The sequence below is a fragment of the Puerhibacterium sp. TATVAM-FAB25 genome, from assembly GCF_046535855.1.
GTDB lineage: Bacteria > Actinomycetota > Actinomycetes > Actinomycetales > Cellulomonadaceae > Puerhibacterium > Puerhibacterium variabilis_A.
Window position 1 is genome coordinate 64,819 of record NZ_JAXUAK010000002.1, and the last position, 18,514, is coordinate 83,332.

Annotated in this window: 18 protein-coding genes; 12 read left to right on the forward strand and 6 right to left on the reverse strand. The window is 69.8% G+C overall.

Going from position 1 to position 18,514, the window contains the following annotated elements:
- Nucleotides 1–68 precede the first annotated feature (68 nt).
- From U5M74_RS02620 to U5M74_RS02630, 3 genes are read right to left on the reverse strand one after another with little or no spacing between them, the layout of a single operon-like run.
- On the reverse strand, nt 69–1,646 hold the full coding sequence (locus U5M74_RS02620; protein WP_410905893.1) for a hypothetical protein: 1,578 nt from the start codon (nt 1,644–1,646) through the stop codon (nt 69–71).
- Nucleotides 1,643–3,064: a recombinase family protein gene (locus U5M74_RS02625; RefSeq protein ID WP_410905895.1), complete on the reverse strand. Its 1,422-nt coding sequence runs from the start codon at nt 3,062–3,064 to the stop codon at nt 1,643–1,645. The genes U5M74_RS02620 and U5M74_RS02625 overlap by 4 nt, the downstream gene beginning before the upstream one ends.
- Nucleotides 3,061–3,456, reverse strand: coding sequence for a hypothetical protein (locus U5M74_RS02630; RefSeq protein ID WP_410905897.1), 396 nt, complete (start codon nt 3,454–3,456; stop codon nt 3,061–3,063). The genes U5M74_RS02625 and U5M74_RS02630 overlap by 4 nt, the downstream gene beginning before the upstream one ends.
- A gap of 2,479 nt (nt 3,457–5,935) precedes the next feature.
- Here U5M74_RS02630 and U5M74_RS02635 point away from each other — a divergent pair.
- Nucleotides 5,936–6,730: a hypothetical protein gene (locus U5M74_RS02635; RefSeq protein ID WP_410905899.1), complete on the forward strand. Its 795-nt coding sequence runs from the start codon at nt 5,936–5,938 to the stop codon at nt 6,728–6,730.
- Between the two features lie 538 nt (nt 6,731–7,268).
- Here U5M74_RS02635 and U5M74_RS02640 read toward each other — a convergent pair.
- A complete protein-coding gene (locus U5M74_RS02640) occupies nt 7,269–7,730 on the reverse strand; it encodes a hypothetical protein (protein WP_410905901.1) in 462 nt (153 codons plus the stop codon).
- A 581-nt stretch (nt 7,731–8,311) separates the two neighbouring features.
- Between U5M74_RS02640 and U5M74_RS02645 the strand changes: the two genes are divergently transcribed.
- The 6 genes from U5M74_RS02645 to U5M74_RS02670 all read left to right on the forward strand — a co-directional run bounded on the left by U5M74_RS02645 (nt 8,312) and on the right by U5M74_RS02670 (nt 11,591).
- Nucleotides 8,312–8,563 carry a ribbon-helix-helix protein, CopG family gene (locus U5M74_RS02645; RefSeq protein ID WP_410905903.1) on the forward strand — a complete coding sequence of 84 codons (252 nt, stop codon included), beginning with the start codon at nt 8,312–8,314 and terminating at the stop codon, nt 8,561–8,563.
- Nucleotides 8,564–8,658: 95 nt separating this feature from the next.
- Nucleotides 8,659–9,321, forward strand: coding sequence for a hypothetical protein (locus U5M74_RS02650; protein WP_410905905.1), 663 nt, complete (start codon nt 8,659–8,661; stop codon nt 9,319–9,321).
- A 502-nt stretch (nt 9,322–9,823) separates the two neighbouring features.
- Complete coding sequence (locus U5M74_RS02655; protein ID WP_410905907.1) at nt 9,824–10,063, forward strand: helix-turn-helix domain-containing protein; 240 nt, start codon at nt 9,824–9,826, stop codon at nt 10,061–10,063.
- A gap of 40 nt (nt 10,064–10,103) precedes the next feature.
- The gene (locus tag U5M74_RS02660; RefSeq protein WP_410905909.1) at nt 10,104–10,694 is read left to right on the forward strand and encodes a hypothetical protein; all 591 of its coding nucleotides are present in this window, start codon (nt 10,104–10,106) and stop codon (nt 10,692–10,694) included.
- Nucleotides 10,687–11,109: a hypothetical protein gene (locus tag U5M74_RS02665; protein WP_410905911.1), complete on the forward strand. Its 423-nt coding sequence runs from the start codon at nt 10,687–10,689 to the stop codon at nt 11,107–11,109. The genes U5M74_RS02660 and U5M74_RS02665 overlap by 8 nt, the downstream gene beginning before the upstream one ends.
- Nucleotides 11,106–11,591 (forward strand): hypothetical protein, encoded by a 486-nt coding sequence (locus U5M74_RS02670; protein ID WP_410905913.1) that lies wholly within the window; start codon nt 11,106–11,108, stop codon nt 11,589–11,591. Before U5M74_RS02665 ends, U5M74_RS02670 begins: the two co-directional genes overlap by 4 nt.
- A gap of 419 nt (nt 11,592–12,010) precedes the next feature.
- Here the strand turns inward: U5M74_RS02670 and U5M74_RS02675 are convergent, their stop codons facing one another.
- Nucleotides 12,011–12,655 carry a helix-turn-helix domain-containing protein gene (locus tag U5M74_RS02675; protein WP_410905915.1) on the reverse strand — a complete coding sequence of 215 codons (645 nt, stop codon included), beginning with the start codon at nt 12,653–12,655 and terminating at the stop codon, nt 12,011–12,013.
- On the opposite strand from U5M74_RS02675, the gene U5M74_RS02680 reads away from it, so the two are divergent.
- The 4 genes from U5M74_RS02680 (at nt 12,642) to U5M74_RS02695 (ending at nt 15,608) form a co-directional block, all read left to right on the forward strand.
- On the forward strand, nt 12,642–12,992 hold the full coding sequence (locus U5M74_RS02680) for a hypothetical protein (protein WP_410905917.1): 351 nt from the start codon (nt 12,642–12,644) through the stop codon (nt 12,990–12,992). The two genes, U5M74_RS02675 and U5M74_RS02680, sit on opposite strands and share 14 nt — an antisense overlap.
- A 52-nt stretch (nt 12,993–13,044) precedes the next feature.
- Nucleotides 13,045–14,022: an alpha/beta hydrolase family protein gene (locus U5M74_RS02685; protein WP_410905919.1), complete on the forward strand. Its 978-nt coding sequence runs from the start codon at nt 13,045–13,047 to the stop codon at nt 14,020–14,022.
- A gap of 351 nt (nt 14,023–14,373) precedes the next feature.
- The gene (locus tag U5M74_RS02690) at nt 14,374–14,670 is read left to right on the forward strand and encodes a DUF4193 domain-containing protein (RefSeq protein WP_410905921.1); all 297 of its coding nucleotides are present in this window, start codon (nt 14,374–14,376) and stop codon (nt 14,668–14,670) included.
- 401 nt (nt 14,671–15,071) lie between these two features.
- A complete protein-coding gene (locus U5M74_RS02695; protein WP_410905923.1) occupies nt 15,072–15,608 on the forward strand; it encodes a hypothetical protein in 537 nt (178 codons plus the stop codon).
- Nucleotides 15,609–16,085: 477 nt separating this feature from the next.
- On the opposite strand, the gene U5M74_RS02700 is transcribed toward U5M74_RS02695, so the two are convergent.
- The gene (locus U5M74_RS02700) at nt 16,086–16,847 is read right to left on the reverse strand and encodes a hypothetical protein (protein WP_410905925.1); all 762 of its coding nucleotides are present in this window, start codon (nt 16,845–16,847) and stop codon (nt 16,086–16,088) included.
- A 417-nt stretch (nt 16,848–17,264) separates the two neighbouring features.
- Between U5M74_RS02700 and U5M74_RS02705 the strand changes: the two genes are divergently transcribed.
- Nucleotides 17,265–18,221 (forward strand): hypothetical protein, encoded by a 957-nt coding sequence (locus U5M74_RS02705; protein WP_410905927.1) that lies wholly within the window; start codon nt 17,265–17,267, stop codon nt 18,219–18,221.
- The last annotated feature ends 293 nt before the right edge of the window (nt 18,222–18,514 follow it).

An 18,514-nucleotide genomic window follows, 5' to 3' on the forward strand; every position in this document is an offset into this window, starting at 1 on the left:
CCGCCAAGCTTCGGGCTTCGCCCAGGTTGGGCCGGCGACCCTCGCCAGCCCGACCTGGGCAGCAACCGTCACGCCTTGGGATCGTGTGGCGGGGGTGCGCCTTCAGCCCGGGTCCATCGAGACGGATACCCATCCATCCGCCGCACCCAGCCAACCTCGACCATGGCCTTCAGGCGAGCGAGGACCTGCGACTGATTGCGGTCCAGTCGTGACCCGAGTTGGCTCGCCGATTCCGGGTCCCCATCCGCCTCTGGCAGGGCCGCCAGGAGGGTGCGCTCGAACTGTGTCGGCACACGAGGGGCCGTCCGATTCCGGGCCGCGCGCCCGCCACTCAGGGCCGCACGCCACTGTTCCGGCAACATCCGTAGCAACTGGTAGTCCGATGGGAAGGCGATTGCGGGACCGCTCGGTCGGTCTCCGGTCACAACGTGACCGTTCGAGCAGAGCAGGTCGGTCGCCACCTCAGGGACCCGGGCAATCGTCGTGCCAAGGGCGCCACACCAGCAACGCCGCGGAGCAGCGACGAGGCGCGTCCGCTCGATCCGGCCATCGAGAACCGGGCTCCACTCCCGCATGCCCGTGGGAGTGAACGACCGCGACGGTGGACTGCTGAGTCGCCAGACGCTGTCCTGACGCGCCCCTGGGGAGACCTCTTGCAAGTCCTTGTACGTGATGCTTCCCCGTTCGATCGCCAGGTCGACGCACGCCTGACGCTCCGCCGACATCCGAGTCCACTTCCCCCGCGGATCCCAGCGAAATGCTGGATCGGTGTACACCGCACGGATGTGCGCGGCGAACTCCGGACGCCGCCACTCCGGGCCCACCCAGGCCGCCGGCGGCAGGTCCAAGACCGCCTCACGCAGCAGCTGTGCCAGTTCCGGGAAGGGCGCGTGGGTGATGACCAGGGCAGCCACTCGTGACACCCCCGCAGCCGTCAGTTCCTCGACGAGCGTGTCGCGTGACCGCGTAGCGCCGTACCCGGGCCGGTCCATGCGCGCGCGCATCGTCTGGACACCCGTGTTCGCGTTCGTGATCGTCCACCCGATCGGCCCAACCTCGGCGACGCCATCCTCGACCGGAAGGCGCACAACCGCGGACGCTTCCCAACCGCCGTCGCTGCGCTGAACGAGCTTGAGGTCGCGCACCAGCGTTCGGAACGCCTCGTACTCCTCTTGTGTGAAGCGGTCGTCTGCCGTGGCTAGTCGCGCCAGTGCCGCATCGATGAGCTGCGTGCTGGACCGGAAGGATCGTGGCACCTGTTCATCAGCCCGCTCCTGCTCCAGGCCGGCAAGCTTCGTGAGCGCTTCTTGCTCAGCACGACGCCACCTCTCGGCCTCTCGGAGCAGTTGCTTGCCGATCTCTTCGTCCTCGGTGGCGACCGAACGCTTGACAGCCCGCTCCAACCGCGAACGCGCTCGCTCGGCATCCCCCCGCAAGACATCGCGCGGGTTCTCAGAGACCGCAACCCTCGCAGAATCGGCGACGGCGTAGAAGACCGACAGTCCGGCCAACTTCTGGACGGGTACGCCCTCACGGCATGCACGGGCGAAGGCCCGCACGAATCCGTGCAGCAGGTCCGTGGAGCTCATGTACGCCACGATGTCGTTGGACACCAGCTCGCCGCCGTCGATGGACCCGCCGCTCACAGGATGCCCTCTCGGTCCTCTGCAGCCGACCACGCCGGGCGTCGCACGACGCGGTACTGCCCTCGCTTCGCGACCTGGAGCTCGTACCGCCACGTCCCCTCGACCCAGGACATGCCGCTGAGCAGCGAGATCGATGCTGCCCCTCGGCCGCGCGCCTTGTTCTTCTTGGAGGCCCGGCCCACCCCTCGCATCTCCGACGGTGAGAGGAGCTCAGCCTGCAAGGTCCAGTCCTTCGAGGCGGCGACGACGGCGGGTGACAGCGATACGTCGCCGCCGCGGCCCTTCTTCCGACGAGCCGAATTGTGCTCGATGGCACGCCGGCGGACGCGCTCCAAGACCTCCCGCTCGGCCCAACCACCGTCAGGCAGGTCGACGTGGTGGAGGAGCTGCAGCTCACCCTGGAGGTCGCCCTCGCCGCGTGTCACTGGCACGCCGGCGAGCTCCTTGAACCCCTGCAGTGGACAGGTGATGCGCAGCAGGTGCTCACCCGTCAACCACAGCGGCGCCCAGGCATAGAGGGAGTCGAGCAGGGAATGGGCGTTGACGATCGCGGCGAGAGGGGCCTGCTTGCCGGAATGCGAGGTCCCCATGCTGGTGACCCCGATCTTGATGAGTGCTCGTGCCGTCGCACGAGGGCTGCGGTCACTGCCAAGGATCACCAGCATGCTGCGGACCTGGCCCTGCAGTTCGGGAACGGGCACGAGCCGCTTCGTGCTCTTGTCGTACCGGTACCCGAACGGGACGATCCCCCGCCCGTGGGCCCACTCGCCGCGCCGCCACTTCGCGATCTTGCCGGTCAGGAGCCGGGCGACGATCCAGTTCCGTTCCATCGAAGCGATGGTCGCGAACATCCCGAACATCATCTTGCCGACGTCGGCTTGCGGCCCCTCGAACGGGAACTCGACATTGCCCGCGACGACCTTGCGCACCCGGTTGGCGAAGGCGTACTGGAGCCGATTGCCCTGATCCTGCGAGCGGATCAGTCGCGAAAAGTTCGCGGCGATCACGACGTCCGGCCGGATGCGGTCGACTAGCTCCGCCAGGATTTCCGTGAACTGGTTCACCCCTTCGCTGTCCATCCGCGCAGCGGACGTCATCGACCACAGATGCCAGTCGTTGCGGACGCGGAACAGCACTGCTCGGGTCCCCGCCCGGATGATCTCTTGGACGACGACTTCATGCGTGGTGCCATCGACCTTGATCCACAGTGGCTGTTCGGTCGTGAGGGGCGCCGAGCCCAGCTGGCGAACGGCCTCCACCTGAGGCTCGCCGCGGTAGCCCTGGTATGTCTGCTCGCGCATGGCGTCGAACAAGAGCCGATCGGACTGGTTCGACTCGCGCACTACGAACAGCCGGCGCTCGTCGCCGGACGCGTCCTCCTGCCACGCCGACGGGGCGCTGAGTGGTTGGTGGCTCATCGCTCGTTCCTCTCGATCGCACGGCTCACGATCCGCCGCCCCGCAGGTTGCCGGCCGCAGGGATCAGGAAGGGACAGCCGAGCTGCTCCGACAGGGCGATGGCACGGCCCGAAGTTTGGGCGGATGCGGTCGACCAGCTCGGCCAAAATCTCCGTGAACTGGTTGACCCCTTCGCCATCCATCCGCGCCGAGGACGTCGTCGACCACCGGAGCCAATCGATGTCGACGCGGAACACGATCGCTCGGAACCCCGCACGGGCGGTCGCCTGGACCACGACCTCGCGCTTGATGGTTCTGTCGGCGTCAATCCACACCCGCTGATCGGTGGCGAGGGGAACTAGCTCGCGAATTGCCTTCACTTGCCGATCTGACCGGCTCGTCTCGCGGACCACGAACAGCCGGCGCTCCTCGCCGGATGGTCCCTCCCGCCAGACCAACGGGACATTGGGTGGTTGGCAACTCATCGCCTGCTCCTTCCGAGCACGCGGCTGGCACCGTGCCAGTCCGCAGACTGCCGGTCGCGAGGATCAGCCAGGCATAGCCGACCTGCTCCGACAGGGCGATGTCGCGGATGGTGACGACCCGAAGAGACGTACCCATGACTCGACTGTAGTCTTGAAACTACACATTGGACCCCCCGCGGCTGGTCGCTTTCGGTGGCTCGAGAAGCGCCTACGAGGACCAGTCAGATGGGGTACAAGCTCGCCGATAGGAACAGTCCGGGGCCCAGCTGAGGGCGCAAGGAGGTTGGCGCGGGGCGCATCGCCGGCGTCACTGGCCGGCGAACGGACAGCACCGCCGCCAGCCTCTCGACGTGGGTGCGGTGCTGAGGCAACGACCTCCTTGCCTACGAGGTGCCGACGGGCACGGTCCTGGTCATGGCCGAGCCCTTTCTCTACACCAGTTCCGCTCTCGCCCGTCATCTCGAGGCGCTACTTCGGGGCGAGTTCGCTACCGGTGCAAGCCCGTCGGAGTTCTCCCTCGATCCCGTCGACCCAACCTCCGCCCCTGGGCCCGCCGGAAGCACCCAAGCTCGCGTTTGACAGGTCGGCCGCGAGAGGAGAAGGAAGCTCCCAAGACTCACCGCGGTCCTCCACGATGCCGTCGATGAGGGCGGAGGTCGCTTCAGCATCGGCATCTCGGCCGGCCTGTGCGACGAGCCCACCAGCAGCAGCCCGGCCATCGGTATGCCCAGGGCCGACTCGGCACTGCAGCCAGCAGTCGCCCAAGCCAGAACCCGACGACGCGGGAGCGCGCGGCGGCGACACACAAAGCGGCGACCAATCAGCGAAGCCGCCTCGATCAAGCCTTCCGCGCCTTCGCAGCCATGGACTTCGCGCGCGCGACGAACTGCTTCAACGAACCGTCAAACCGCAGTCCGGCCAGCGAGCGGGCTGCGGCGAGCTCATCGCCGGTTAGATCGCCGGCCAGGGCAAGGAGGCACGCCGCGCTCTCCCACGCCAACGCAGCCTCTCCGTCCGGCGTGTACCAAGCCGACGTAGGGGGACGGGTCCCGCTGAGGTATCCGCGCGCGTTTTGGGCACACTCGGCCGCACCCTCACGCAAGTCGTCGGCAAGGGACCCATCCATCGGCTCGGGCGACACAGAAATGTTCGTAGTTGTCATGCCCATACTTGTGCCCGGACGCCCTCTGAGTGCAGTCGCCGCACGTACGACGAGCGGATGGGAGCCGCCTGTCGCGTGCAAGCCGACGACCTTCCGTTCTCAGTTTGAGACGGGCCCCCGGACAGCTGCCCCACTCGCGCAGTTACCGCATCGGCCGCAGCAGTTAGCTCGCGCGTGCGTTGCAGCGCAGGTGCTCGACCCACGGGCCTTCCGGTACGCCCCCTACGGCGACGTCCTCGCCACCGTCCTGCGCCACCACGTCCTCGGGGACGCACCAACCCCTGCTCACCCCGGCCCACTCCGTACGCACAAGCGCCATCAGCATCGCCCTCGCCGCCGACTCTGCCCTCGACACCGACGATGCTCTGGCCCGACCCACACGCTCGGCAGGCCGCAGTACACCGGCAAGACCGCCCACGCCATGCTCCGACGCGACCTCACCATCCGCGAGACCAACGGTCACTCCAGCCCACACACGTCCGCACCACCACCTCGCCGGCCGCTGCCTCTACTACCCCGCGCACCTGCCCGAGCACCAAGCCGTCCAGCGCTACCTCGACTGCACCATCCGCGGCGCCGCCGCCTGACGCCGAATATCGGCATGGGGTCAGGAGGCGGCGCTCACGGCCGGCTCGCCAGGTCCCAACCGGGGCAGGAAGATGCGGCACTCCCCCGCCTGGCGGGATGCGCGGCGCAGCTACCGCGGGCCGCCAGCTTCTCCACTCACGCAAGCCCCTGCCCTCCTGCCCGATTGCGCCGTTATGGCCTGGCCGCCCAACTCGCCGAACGCTTCTAGGTCACTCCAACCATCGCCACGGGTCATCCCACCCCCTGCCAAACCGAGGACGTAGGCGAGGGCTCCGGTGCGGGGGCCGACGTTGATCGGGCTACCGCCGCCCGACCAGAGCAACCACGCCCCCGACACCGCCCGAGTCATCCTCGACCAGGCACACCTGCCACCACCCGCGTCCCTGCGCTGACCTCACCCGACCCGCCCAACAGCAGCTCGAATCGGGCCCGCCCGATAGGCCATGACTACAGACCTAAGAAGGAGGAACCCGCCCACGACACATCCGCGCAGGTCAGGACCCTGGAACCGCGCCCGATGCGTCCTGGAACGACCGGACGCAACCGGCGAAACCAGGACCCACGCCCGCCCCACCGTGCGGCGGCTGCCGCGCTCGCCGCACCACGAACCGTGCCTCGCCCCGGCTCACACACCGTGAGCTCCAACGCGAGGCCACCATGACCCACCACCAACCAGCCAAACGAGCCCAACGCGTCACCTGGCGCGAATCCGCCGACGGCTACCTCGAAGACCACTCCTGGGTCAAGGCGTACCCCCGACAGCTCACCGCCCTCATCCAGGCCCCGATCGCCCCGACGGCGATCGAGCTCGCGCTGTACCTGATGACGCAGCTCAAGACCAACTCCCCCACGATCGAGAACTGGAACGCCGGCGCCGCCGCCCACCGCCTAGGACGCGACCCCGACACCATCTCCGCCGCGACCAGTCGGCTGTGCGACGCCGACTTCGTACGCAAGCGCCGGCGACGTGGACTCCACCTCGACCTCAACCCCGCGCTCGCCTTCCGCGGCTACGAAAAAAACCACCGCGAGGCACTCGAGGCAATGCACATCCCCGCGCCACCTCGCCCCTGGATCAAGGTCTTCACCCCGAACCTGCACACCCTCATCCAGGCACGCCTACCCGGCAGCGAGCTACGCGTCATGCTCCGCCTCATCGCCCTCACCGAGGGTGGCAACAGCACCCAGCCGCTCGGCCCACCAACAACAGCCGCAAGCGCCATCGGCATGACCAAGAGCCCCTGGTGCGCCGCGCTCAAGGTCCTCGAAGAAGGCGAGTTGATCCAACGCGCCAACCGCTCCAACACCGCCGGGGTCACCATCAACCCGCAGTACGCCTTCCTCGGCGGCCCCAACCAACGCGCCGAAGCCATCGCTACCTGGCGACGCACCACGACCCAGCGCGCCCGCGCCGCCAAAGCCGCAGCTGCCAAGGCCGCGAGGGACGACTGAAGTCTCACAGCCACACACCCCACGGCACTCGGGTCAGACGCCCCCCAGGGCCGGCCCCAGCGAGTCTTGGACGGGGCCTGACGCCGGAGCCCTCAACACCGTGGAGACTGCGAGCCGCGTACACCCATCACAGCTATCCAAGTTCTTGGATTTGCCCTGGCTGGGACCGACGTGGCGCAGTTCCGCGACGGCTCCGGCCGGTACTGGCAGTGCGACCCGGAGGGAGTTCTGGCGTCAGCAGACCGAGATCCATCGTCGGCTAGGCCTTGTCGAGTGACCCCCCCCGTACGGTGTCGCCGAAGTGCGGCGCTGCGATGCTGGTGGGCAGGTCACGAGCTCCGCTCGAGCCCGGACGGCCCGCTTTATGAACACTATGAAACTCTAGAAAGACAGTGGAGCCGTAGAGAACTCCCGAGCTCGACGCCGGCGGGTCGATACCTCCCCCGTCAACCCCGCGACTTCGCGGGTGCACTCAAGCGCGACAAGAGAACTGGTACGCACATTGTGCGCCGTCTACGCATTCCTGGTTGGCGCGGACCTAGTCCCACCACAAGCCGTACACGCCATCGGCAAGCCCCTCAACAAGAACGTCCTCCACCCCGCCGGCGGCAACGGGGTCTTCGGCGTCCCAGGACCGCCATACCTCTGCAACGGCAGTTCCGAGTGCATCCGCATCAGCCGTGGTCGGCCAATCACGCTCCAGACGCTCAAGCAACTGGCGCCACAAGGCCATGCCTTGAACCTGGATCCCGTCCAGGCGCAGGTGCCCGCGCGTCAACGAGCCGACCAACCGCCCGTCGAACTGGGTAGCGAGGTCGATGAGCCACCACATCGGGGGCTGATGCCAGTTTGGCCGAGCGGTGACCATGGCGGCATCAAGGAGCGATGCCGCCCGGGCCGCAGCCTCCGGCAGCACGCCCGCCAGCCGCCAACCCGAGGTCACATCCTCCTGGTCAGCAAACGGTGCAAGCAGGGTCGCCAGCGCCTGTGCGGTAGCCACTGCTCAAGCATCGCAGCCGGATCCGACGCCCTAGCGCTAGCCAGCATCCATCCTCCAGGCGCGTGATCCCGAGGTTGAAGTGGACCCGGAGACCTTGAGCACCTGCTGCGGCCCTCCCGGAAGAGGGGGCTCGTCGTTCGACGGGGACGAGGCGGAGCGCCTCCCCACCCACGTGGGCGCCGGTGACGGAGCCGAAGACTCTCGGCCCGTCGCAGTCGTACCTGGCGTGGTAGGCGACGCCGAGCGCGGCGTGCACGTCGCCCTCCGGCTCCTCAAACTCACGTCCTTCTCGACGCCTCCGGCGCGGATGCGGCCCCTTCCGGACGCCTGCGCGGCCGGGAGCCCACGCCAAGTGGGCTCGACCGCTGCAGAGTCGCAACGCTGCGCAGGACAGGGTGCCAATCGGGTGCTTCTGAGCCCGCCGAGGCGCCGGCTTGCAGCCAGCGCCTCGGCGGCCACTCCCCCGACTGACGTCCATGCGAAAGACACACGCTTGGCACGTAGTTCCGCAAGGTCGGCGCCGGACTCGCTCGGCCGCGATACGGACTACGGCGGACCGAGGCGGAGGCCATACTCGACGAGTGAGGACGACGATCTCAGTCCCGGCCACGGAACTCGAGCGGGTCGACCGTCTGGCCGCCCAGCACGGGATGAGCCGCTCGCAATTCTACCTACGCGCGGCACGGCGCTTCGCCGACCACCTCGAACGCAACGACGCCCTCACCGCCCAGGCGAACCCCGCGATCGAGCGCGCCGGCCAGCCGTCGGAGGGCCTCTTCCTCCGCGCGTCCGAAGACGTGATCTCGGGAGGGATTGGCCGCTCCACCGGATGAGCGCGGCGCGCGCCCACCCCTGCGGCTGACGAGCCAGCGGGCACCCAGCGTTACGCTCGTTGACCGACGTCTTCGCATAGGAGAACCTGTCTGTCATGCCGCTCCTGGGAGTGCGGGATGCCGCCGAACGCCTAGGGGTCTCGACCCGCCAGATCCAGCACCTTGTTACCCAGGGTGAGCTGACGGCCCTGGCCCGCGGGGTCCTCGACTCCGGCTCTGTCGATAGGTTCCTTGCAGTGCACGGGACGCTGCGCTCCCGAGCTTGGTCGGCAGCGACGGCGTGGGGTGCGGTCGCGCTTCTGTCCGAAGTCGACGCATCGTGGATGGGAGGCACGCAGCGGTCACGCCTCAAGGCCCGGCTGCGTTCGCTGACCGCCGAGGAGCTTGTCGAACGAGCGAGGGCCCGCGCACTTGTCGCTCGCTTCGTGGGGCACTCGTCCGTTCTCGGGCGTGTTGCCCAGACGGTCGTCAACACTGCCGTGATGCGCTCGGACCTTGGGCTTGCCGGATCAGCGGTCCTTGATGGTTACCTCACGCTTGACGATCGCGACACCGTGACGCGCAGGTTCAGCCTCGTCCCGGACAACGAGGGCACCATCGTGCTGCGCGCGACGACCTTTCCCATCCAGACTGTCCGCGAGATCGCTTCGGCCGGCATCGTCCTGACCGCCCTCGACCTCGCCGAGTCGCTCGAGATGCGCGAACGTCGAGCCGGGATCGACGCGCTCACGCTCGCGCTGGACAAGTTCCGCGGCTGAGCACGAAACCCGGATCGCCGTCGATACCGGGTCGCGTGCATGCACGCCCACGCAGAGGACCACCCCCACCCGCGCCCCCAGCGCTCCGAGCCCCGATCGCGGTATCCACGAGGATGCGAGGGCGCCTTCCGCACACTCGACGGCGCGCCAGTAATCCAATGTGCGTGCCGGGGGCCGTGCGATCGCGGGCAGTTCCGGTCATGGGGGCGAGGCGCAGAGGCCTGCCCGGGAGATCTCAAACGGGGCCTAGCGCCGACGCCCTCAGCGTCGTGGAGACCGCGAGCCGCGTACCCATCACAGCTTTCTGGACTCCTCTAGTTTTTGCATTTGCCCCAGCCGGGACCGACGTGCGCAGCCATCGAGCGTCAGGCTTCCAGCCCTCGATGCACCCCCAGCGCAGCCTCCACACCGCTCCAGGCCGCGGCGCCAGCCACCTCCCAGGCAGGCCGCCACCCACCTGTGCATCCGCGCACGCCACCGCTCGGGCTGCCACCATGTGCCCATGGCCCGGTTCATGACCGTCGACGATGTCGCCGAGGAGCTCGTGCTCTCGAAACGGGGGGTCTACGCGCTCGTCACGTCCGGGGCACTCCCGGCGATCCAGGTAGGCGGGCGCGGCGTGTGGAGGATCGAGCGCGCTCGACTCGAGGAGTACATCGAGCGGCTGTACGACGAACAGCGCCGCCGCATCGCCGAGCCCGACGACGAGCAGCCGTCGACGGACGGCGACACCGATGTCTGACCCGTTTGGGCTGGCAGACCGGTTTGAGCGTCGGCCACCGTTGTCGCACGCGGCCCGCCGGTTCGAATGGATCGCTGGGACAGTCCTGGCCCTGCTGCTTCTGATCGGGTTTGGGGTCCTCAAGCGCTGCGAGGCGCACTACAACGTCTACGGCCGCTCCAACGACGGCGCGACCGAGGGACTGCAGAGCAACGTGGCTGCTGCGCTCTCATGCCTCGAGGCGCAAGCGCCGGGCCTGCGCCCGGGGCAGGACACCGCCGCGGTTGCCGAGCAGCTGACCGACTGCGCGGGCACCGACATCCTCAACCAGGACGACGACGCCATCCGCCCCATCGACTGGCTGCACTCCGAGAACGGCACCATCGCGGTGACGAGCACCGCCACCGCCGACCGGCTCAACCTCACCTTGCTCACCGAAAGCTCTGCCGTGGCCACGGCTGGCGTCTCGCAGGACCGCACCACACTTGGCACGTGCTGGCAGGTGGCAAGTGTGGTGCGCTCCGGCACGCTCTCGTCCCCGTCCGGGACCCCGTGCAAGGAGTCCGTGGCCACCAGGGCGAACATCCAGGAGCAGGTCGCGTTCGACGGCCTCGAGCTCGCCGGCGCCGCAGGAGGTGGGGCCGGTGTCTGAGACGCCCGGCTGGCAGCATCTGATCACCCTCGACGTCGACGGCTTCCCGGCGACGTTCGCGACGGCGCGCGAGGCGGAATGGAAGCGCGTCGTCACCGCGGCGTGCGAGCGGTGGGCGGCCACCACGCCGCCGCGCGTGACGGCCGCCTTCCGATACGCCGTCGAGATCGACTTCCGGCTCGGCCCGTCCCGGCACGCCGGCGAGACGTGGGACCTGGACAACCTGATCAAGCCCACGCTGGACGCGATGATCCCGGTGTTCGGCCCGCGGCAGTGGAGCGGGCCCCTGCAGCCGCAGGACGACCTGGTCGACCGGCTCCAGGCAGAGAAGCGCCAGCCGGCCGACGGCGAGCAGCCCGGCGCCACGATCACGGTGCACGTCCGGCCAGCGACCCAGCTCGGGACCCCGGGGTGACGACGCTGCGCGAGCTACCGGCCGGCGAACTCGAGACGGTGCTCGCCGAGCGCGAGGCGGCCCGCCAGTGCCTGTGGTGCGGCGCACCGCTGCCCGCCGGGTCCCGCCCGCACCGGCGCACCTGCTGCGAGCCGCACCAGCACGCGCTCTCGCGGTGGCGCCGCGGGCCGCGCGCCCGGGTGCTCACTTGCCGCGGCTGCGGGCAACCGATCGATCGCACCGGCGTCGCCGGCAACGCCCCGGTCCTGTGCGACCAGTGCCGGCCCCGGCGCCTACCCCCGCAGCCGCCGTTCCCCATCGGCACCCGGTTCGCGCGCTACACGCTGCTGGAGTACGCGCCCAGCCTGCCGGGCCTCGCCCGCGCCAAGTTCCGCTGCGACTGCGGACGGGTCAAAGACCTGCAGGTCTCCAACGTCTCCGGCGGCAGGGTCACCGACTGCGGAGTCGGCGTAGACCACCAGCGCCTGGACGGCACCGTCTGAGCATGGCGTACTCATCCAAGCCCTCGTTAGAGGCGCCACGCCCGTTTGGTGTGGGTGAGGTCGTGTGATGCCGAAGTATCGAGACTAGATAGACCCGTCGGCCGGCTCGCCGGAAGAGGACCCCGGTGCGCAACCGATTCCCGACCCTCCCGGCTCGAGCGTGTGGGTCAATTGGATCGTCGAGGAGAACGATCTCTGGACGGCGCGCTGGTAGGCGGAGGGCAAGGCTCTCGACTTCACCGGAATCAAGGCTGAGGTAATGGAGTGGGCCGCCCGCCATCCCGCCGAACGGGCGTGGATCTTCGCGGCAACGGCGAACGGCTGAGTCCCCCTCGATCTGCCGGACGAGTCGTCGGGACCGCGGTAGGCCAGGCGACCGCATACACGTCGCCCACGCCGGGGCGTAAGCCCCGCCGCCGTCAGCGTTCCGGCCGCCCAACGTCCCGGCTGGAGGTCGGCTCCGCATCCGGCATGAGGACGGTGCTGAACAACCGACGGGTGCGCCGGCCATCCGGCTGCAGTGCCAGCCGTGGCTCCAGCACCGCACGGAGCTCGCCGATCAGTTCCGCGAGCTCGTCGTCGGTGAGGTACATGGCGTTCTGCCGGTATCCGACCAGGTCTCGTTCCAGGTCGACGTCGCCCCGATCGAGGTAACGGTCGTAGTCGGCCAGCAGGCCCGCGACGAACGTCAGGAAGCCTCGGCGGTGGTCGTCCACGCTCATGCCGCGCGCCTCGTCGGCGCCTACGTGGGCTGCGCCGGCGCGCAGCCGATAGGTCCGCTCGACCGCGCCGCGGACCCGCCGCTCGCCCACCACCTCCAGCACTCCGCCGTCGACGAGCGCGGCCACCTGGCGGTACAGCGTCGCCGCCGACACCTCCGGCAGCTGGGCACGCAGCTCGCCCGTAGTCAGTTCCCGGTCGCCCAGGAACGTCTGCACGATCCGCAGCCGCACGGGGTGCAGCACCACGTCTGCCGGTCTGAGCTCCATCAAGCGATCCTCCACCACGTCATGGTTGACATCATTCTCACTTGCGAGAATGATGTCAACCATGACAGCGATCACGCTCCTCCCCGACACCCTGACCGTCGCCTTCACCCGCGCCGAGAAGGTCGCCGGACTGATCCGCGACCAGCACGTCCCGCTCTCGGCCGTGCGCAGCGTCGAGGTGGTCCCCGACGGCCTGGCCGCCGCCCGCGGGCTGCGCGCGCCGGGCCTGGCGCTGCCCGGCTCGCGCAAGATCGGCACCTGGCGCTCCCGCAGCGGCAAGACGCTCGTGTCGGTCCGGTCCGGGCGCCCCGCGCTGCGCGTCCGCCTGGACGGCCAGCGCTACGCCGAGCTGCTGGTCGACGTCGACCGTCCCGCCGAGGTCGCGGCCGCCCTGGCTCGCGTCACCCCCTGACCTGATGAGCGGGTCCCGGCGCGACGCCGGGCCCGCCGGCCGAGGAGCACCGATGACCGACACGACACTGACCTTCCCCTCCGGCGACATTGCCCTCGCCGGCACGCTGACGACGCCCCCCGGCACCGGCCCCTTCCCGGCCGCCCTGCTGATCCCGGGCTCCGGTCCCGTCGACCGGGACTCCAACCACAAGCGCATGCCGCTGGACATCACGCGCCAGCTCGCGCATGCGCTGCGCGACGCCGGGGTCGCGACCCTGCGCTACGACAAGCGCGGCGTCGGTGCCAGCGGCGGGCGCTGGCGCGCCGCCGGCTTCGGAGACAACGCCGACGACGCCCGGGCGGCCCTGGCAGGCCTGGCGAGCCGCCCGGAGGTGGACCGGTCACGGATCGTCATCGCGGGACACTCCGAGGGCGCGCTGCTGGCGACCATCGTGGCCGCCGGGAACGACGAGCTCGCCGGCGTGATCCTGCTCAGCGGCTCGGCCACCCCCGGCGAAGAGCTGCTGCGCTGGCAGGTGCGCCAGATCGCACCCACTCTGCCCACCGCCGTCCGAATCCTCCTGCGGCTGCTGCGGACCGACCTCGAGCAGAAGGTCGCCAAGAACCACGTCAAGCTCAAGGCCACCACCACCGACGAGGCATGGGTCGACGGCGCCAAGCTCAACGCCCGCTGGCACCGGGAGTTCATGGCCTACGACCCCCGAGCCGACCTGGCGCGCATCAGCGCACCGGTGCTCGCCCTGACCGGGAGCAAGGACCTCCAGGCCAAGCCGGCCGACCTCGAGGTCATCGCCGAACTCGTGCCCGCCCCGGTCGAGGCCCGCCTCGTGCCGGACGTCAACCACATCCTGCGCCCCCAGCCCGGGCCCGCCACCCTGCGCACCTACCGGACGGACCTGCACGGCCCCGTCGACCCGCGCGTGACCGCGCAGATAGTCGGTTGGCTCGCCGAGTTGTTCGCGAGGCTTGCCGGTGACGGTTCACGGCCAGCTCCCGGCAACGCGCCCGCACCGTCTACTCGGGCTTGACGATGGTCGCCGGTGGCCTGGTCGATCGCCGGCCCGACGCCTAAACGCTCGCTGCCGCCAGCCTCGTGCTGTTCCTCGCCGGCGCCCCGCTGTGCAACCACGGCCCACCATCGAGGCGACCGGAAGCGCATCCCGCGGAGCGGCGCGTGCGTCGCACTCGCGCAGCTGCTGAGCTCCGGGCCCTGACAGGTTTCTGCGACGGATGAGGCTGTGGGGAATGCACTTCGCGGCGTGCGTGTTGCGCGGTGCGCGCAAGCACCCAGCGGTGCAAACTTCGGGGCGATCCCGCCCACCGCGCCGGGCACCCGAGCGCCCGACACACCCACCCCCGGTACGACAAGGAGCAAGCCCGTGGCCACCGACTACGACGCACCACGCACCAAGGACGACGACGAGCACGAGTCCCTCGACGCGCTGACCGGCCCGAAAGACCCCAAGACTTCCTCGTCGGTCGACGTGGACGAGAACGAGGCGGCGGAGTCGTTCGAGCTGCCCGGTGCGGACCTGTCCGGTGAGGAGCTGACCGTCCGAGTCATCCCGCCGCAGTCCGACGAGTTCACCTGCACCAGCTGCTTCCTGGTCCACCACCGCTCTCAGCTGGCCGAGGCGCGCTCGGGCCAGCCGGTGTGCACCGACTGCGCCGCCTGAGCGCACCCGGCAGCAACGCTCGCCGGCCTCAGTCGCGCGTGGGCAGCAGGACCGGACCCTGGAGCAACACCCACGAGCTGGGCCAGGACGACCTCAACCCCGCACACGCGCGATTGATCCCTAGATCGCTCCGCCGCTGAGGCTGCTGAGTCCGTCTTAGCCGCGCGCACGGGTCACCAATCCCGAAGCGCTTGCGCCGGGCGATCGCTCGGCGCGTCACCCCTGCCTCCAGCACGTGCCTGGCAGCCGACCGTACCGGGAAGTCGTGGCACACCTAGACGTGGTGTCGCAGATGTGGGGCTGCAGTCCCGCCGTAGCCTTCTCGCTGGTGGCCCGAAGATGCGGCCGCCGCCCTTCCAGGACGGCCCGGTCACGCCGGGCTGGAGAGCAGGGAGACGACGTTGAGCGACCTCGTGCCCGACCCGCTGGACGCAGCCCGCCGCATCGGGCACACGCTCGTGCGCGTCAAGACCGGCGACACGGTGCACGTGCCCACCTGTCCGCACCTGTCCTGGACGACGAAGACCATGGAGGTCACCGACCCCGCTGAAGTTGCGCGCTGGCGCCTTTGCACGGCGTGCGAGTCGGAGCTGTCGGGTCGTGGCCGCACCCGCTACCCCGACCTCGAGCGTGCGATGGAGGCGCTGCCGGTGCCGCTGGACAACCGCCCCATGGTCCGCGAACTGCTCGCCGACCACGACGCCGAGCTCATCTGGATCCCGCACTCCGGCTCCTACATCGGCGCGGGTGGGCCGAAGGTGCGGACCCGGTACATCGGCAAGGGGTACGTGTGGATCGACGCGCGAACCCACTGGCTGCCCGTCTCGGGTGAGAGCCGGGGCCGCGTCGGCGGCGGGCGCACAGAGCCGCAAGAGGTCCTGTGCCCCACCTGCCAGATGGTGCTGCCGGCGACCCGGATCTGCGACACCTGCTCCTGACGACCGCCCAGCCGACCCGTCAGCGGGGGTCACCGACCGGGCGAACTCCCCCGCTCGAGCGCGCCGGCCAGCCGTCGGCGAGCCTCTTCCTCCGCGCGTCCGAGGATGCGATCTCGGGCGGGGCCGACCGCTGCGTTGGATGCCCGCGACACGTGCCCACCCTGCAGTTGGCGCACTGGAGCGCGGGCATCGGGCTTGTGTTGACCGGCGCCTTCGCATAGGCGAATCCGTCTGTCATGCCGCTGCTGGGAGTGCGGGATGCCGCCGAACGCCTAGGGGTCTCGACCCGCTAGATCCAGCACCTTATTGCCCGAGGCGAGCTGACGGCGCTGACCCGCGGGGGTCCTCGATTCAGGCTCTGTCGATAGGTTCCTTGCAACACGTGGGACGCGCCGTGCCCGAACATGGTCGGCGGAGAAGGCGTGACGCGCGGTCTGGTCGGGTGCTGACAGGGGCCGCTCGGGGCGAGCGGGTCGTCTACCCCAGCTTGACCAGGGTGAGTTGCTCGTCGGCGAGCTGAACGTGACTGGCCTTCCAGCCGGCGTCGGCGATGGCACGAGCGACGGCGGACCCGTCGTAGCTGTGCCAGTGCGGCACGTGCTGGCGACTCGACGGGGGTAGGGGGAACCCGAGCACTCCCTCGACTTCGTCGAACGTCAGCGTCAGCTCTCGCGCCTGGTGAGCCCGCAGCCACCGGTACAGGGGTGCGTACTTCCCGGAGTGCGTGGCGACCGCCTTCGAGCCGTCCGTCGTGCCCCGCACTGGGTCGACACCGGGCACTATGGCGGATGCCGCGCCTGTGGCGGCGGCCGTCAGCGACGCGACATCTCGTTGCTCGACGAGCGCTTGGACGTCGTCCGCAGTCCACACGAGCACCGTCGGGCCGGGCCGGTCCACCAGCATCTCCGCGAATCGACGTAGCCCGTCGTCCTTCGGGTCCGTGCCCGCGAGCACGATGACGCCCAGGCCGACCCCAGCGTCTTGCAGGTTCAGCAGGTCCCCCTTCACATGCTTCCGGGTCCGCCAGCTCGACTCGATCTCGAACCCAACCACCGGCACCGGCCGTTCCAGTCCCGGGAACGGCGACGGCGGCGCCCAGGTCCACACCACGTCGAGACGCCCGCCGCGCACCGGGTACTCGAGCACGACGTCGAACCCGAACCGAGAGCCCGCTTGAGCGAGGAGGTCAGTGAGCTCACGGTTCAGCTCCGACGCTGTCCGGTCGTCGGGGGTGCCCATGCCCGGCAGTATCTCCGTCGTGCTGCGCAGCTGCCAGGTGTTGCTCCGGAAGTCGTCGCGGCGACTCGCCGATGCGCAGGCTGCAGCTGTTGGCGCCGCTTGGGCCCGACGGCGCGCCTGCGACCTGAGCACGCCCGCCGCACGGCCTCGGCTCGAGCGCCTCGGACCGCTGTGGGCACCACCCGAGGCGGCTGCACACACCACCCGGGCACTGACGGTCTGTGCCCGCTGCGAGCCAGAGCTCGGACTCGAACCGGCGACCTGCTCCTTACCATCGAGCTGCTCTGCCGACTGACTGCTCGCTGGCGTGAGGCACAAAGTGGCGGCTCCCCCGCGATGCGCCCTGAACCCCTCGCGGCCGCACGACCCGCGCGGCGATGCCCCAGTCGTGGGCTGCCGGGCCGCTAGCGTGCGAGCGTGACGATCTCGACGCTGGGCCGGCTGGAAGCGGTGGCACCACGGGAGGTGTGGCCGCACGAGGCGGCCGACCTGACCCCGTGGCTGCTGGAGAACCCCGAGGAGCTGTCCTCGGTGCTGGGGATGGACCTCGAGCTCGAGGCGGCCGAACACCCGGTCGGTGGGTTCAGCCTCGACCTGCTGGGCCGCGACCGGGTCACCGGCGAGCGAGTCATCGTCGAGAACCAGCTCGAGGGTTCCGACCACGGCCACCTCGGGCAGATCCTCACCTATGCCGCCGGGACCAACGCGACGAACGTCGTGTGGCTCGCCACGAACTTCCGCCCCGAGCACCGCGCCGCCCTGGAGTGGCTGAACGAACGCACGAACGCCAGCACGCGGTTCTTCGCCGTCCAGCTCCAGGTCGTGCGCATCGGGTCCTCCCCCGCCGCGCCCCTGCTGACGCTTGTGGTGCGGCCCAACGACTGGGAGAAGGTCGTGCGCGCCTCAACGAGCCCTGCGCGCCGCCGCGGCGAGGAGGACCTGGTCAGCGAGCTCGAGCGGGTCGGGCAAGGCGACCTTGTCGAGCCGGTGCGCCAGCTGCTGCACGCCCACCTGGCCCTGGGCGATGCCGCCTCCCTGTACTGGGGAGAGGGCCGCCAGCCCTCGGTCACTGCGGTGCTCATCGGGACGCGCGTGTCGCTACAGCCGTGGACCATCTCGTTCATCGCCGGGCAGGCGGCGCTGTCGGTCAACTACGAGTACGTCTACAAGGCGGGCAAGGGCCTGACCGGGGAGCCGATGTCGGCGTTCGCCCAGGCAGTGCAGGGGATCGCGGGGGTGCGTGCGGTCAGCGGTGACGCGGAGGCGTTGGACTGGCGCCGTCGCCCCTCGGTACCCGCCGGTCCGGCGCTCGCCGGCGGCGGTGTCGACGTCCTAACCCGCGCTGTTGCCGCCGCGCAGGCCGCCATCGCCTGACGGCCAGACACGCGTCCTTCGCCCGGCGCCGCCGTCGGCTGCCAGAGAGCAGCGAGCCGGCACGGTCACTGTCGAAGCGACCTACCCCGCGTAGCCCTAGAGAGGATGCCGCAGTGATGACGACTACCCGCGCGCCACGCATCGTGGTCCTGCTGACGGGTGTGCTGGTCACCGCTGCTATCGCCGATTGCTCCCTGGCGGCGCGGGGGTGTGTCACCGTTCAGCGTCGTCATCCTCGGCCGCCGAGACCCCAGCGCCGGGTTCCGCCGCACCAAGCGCGAAGCCGACGCTCT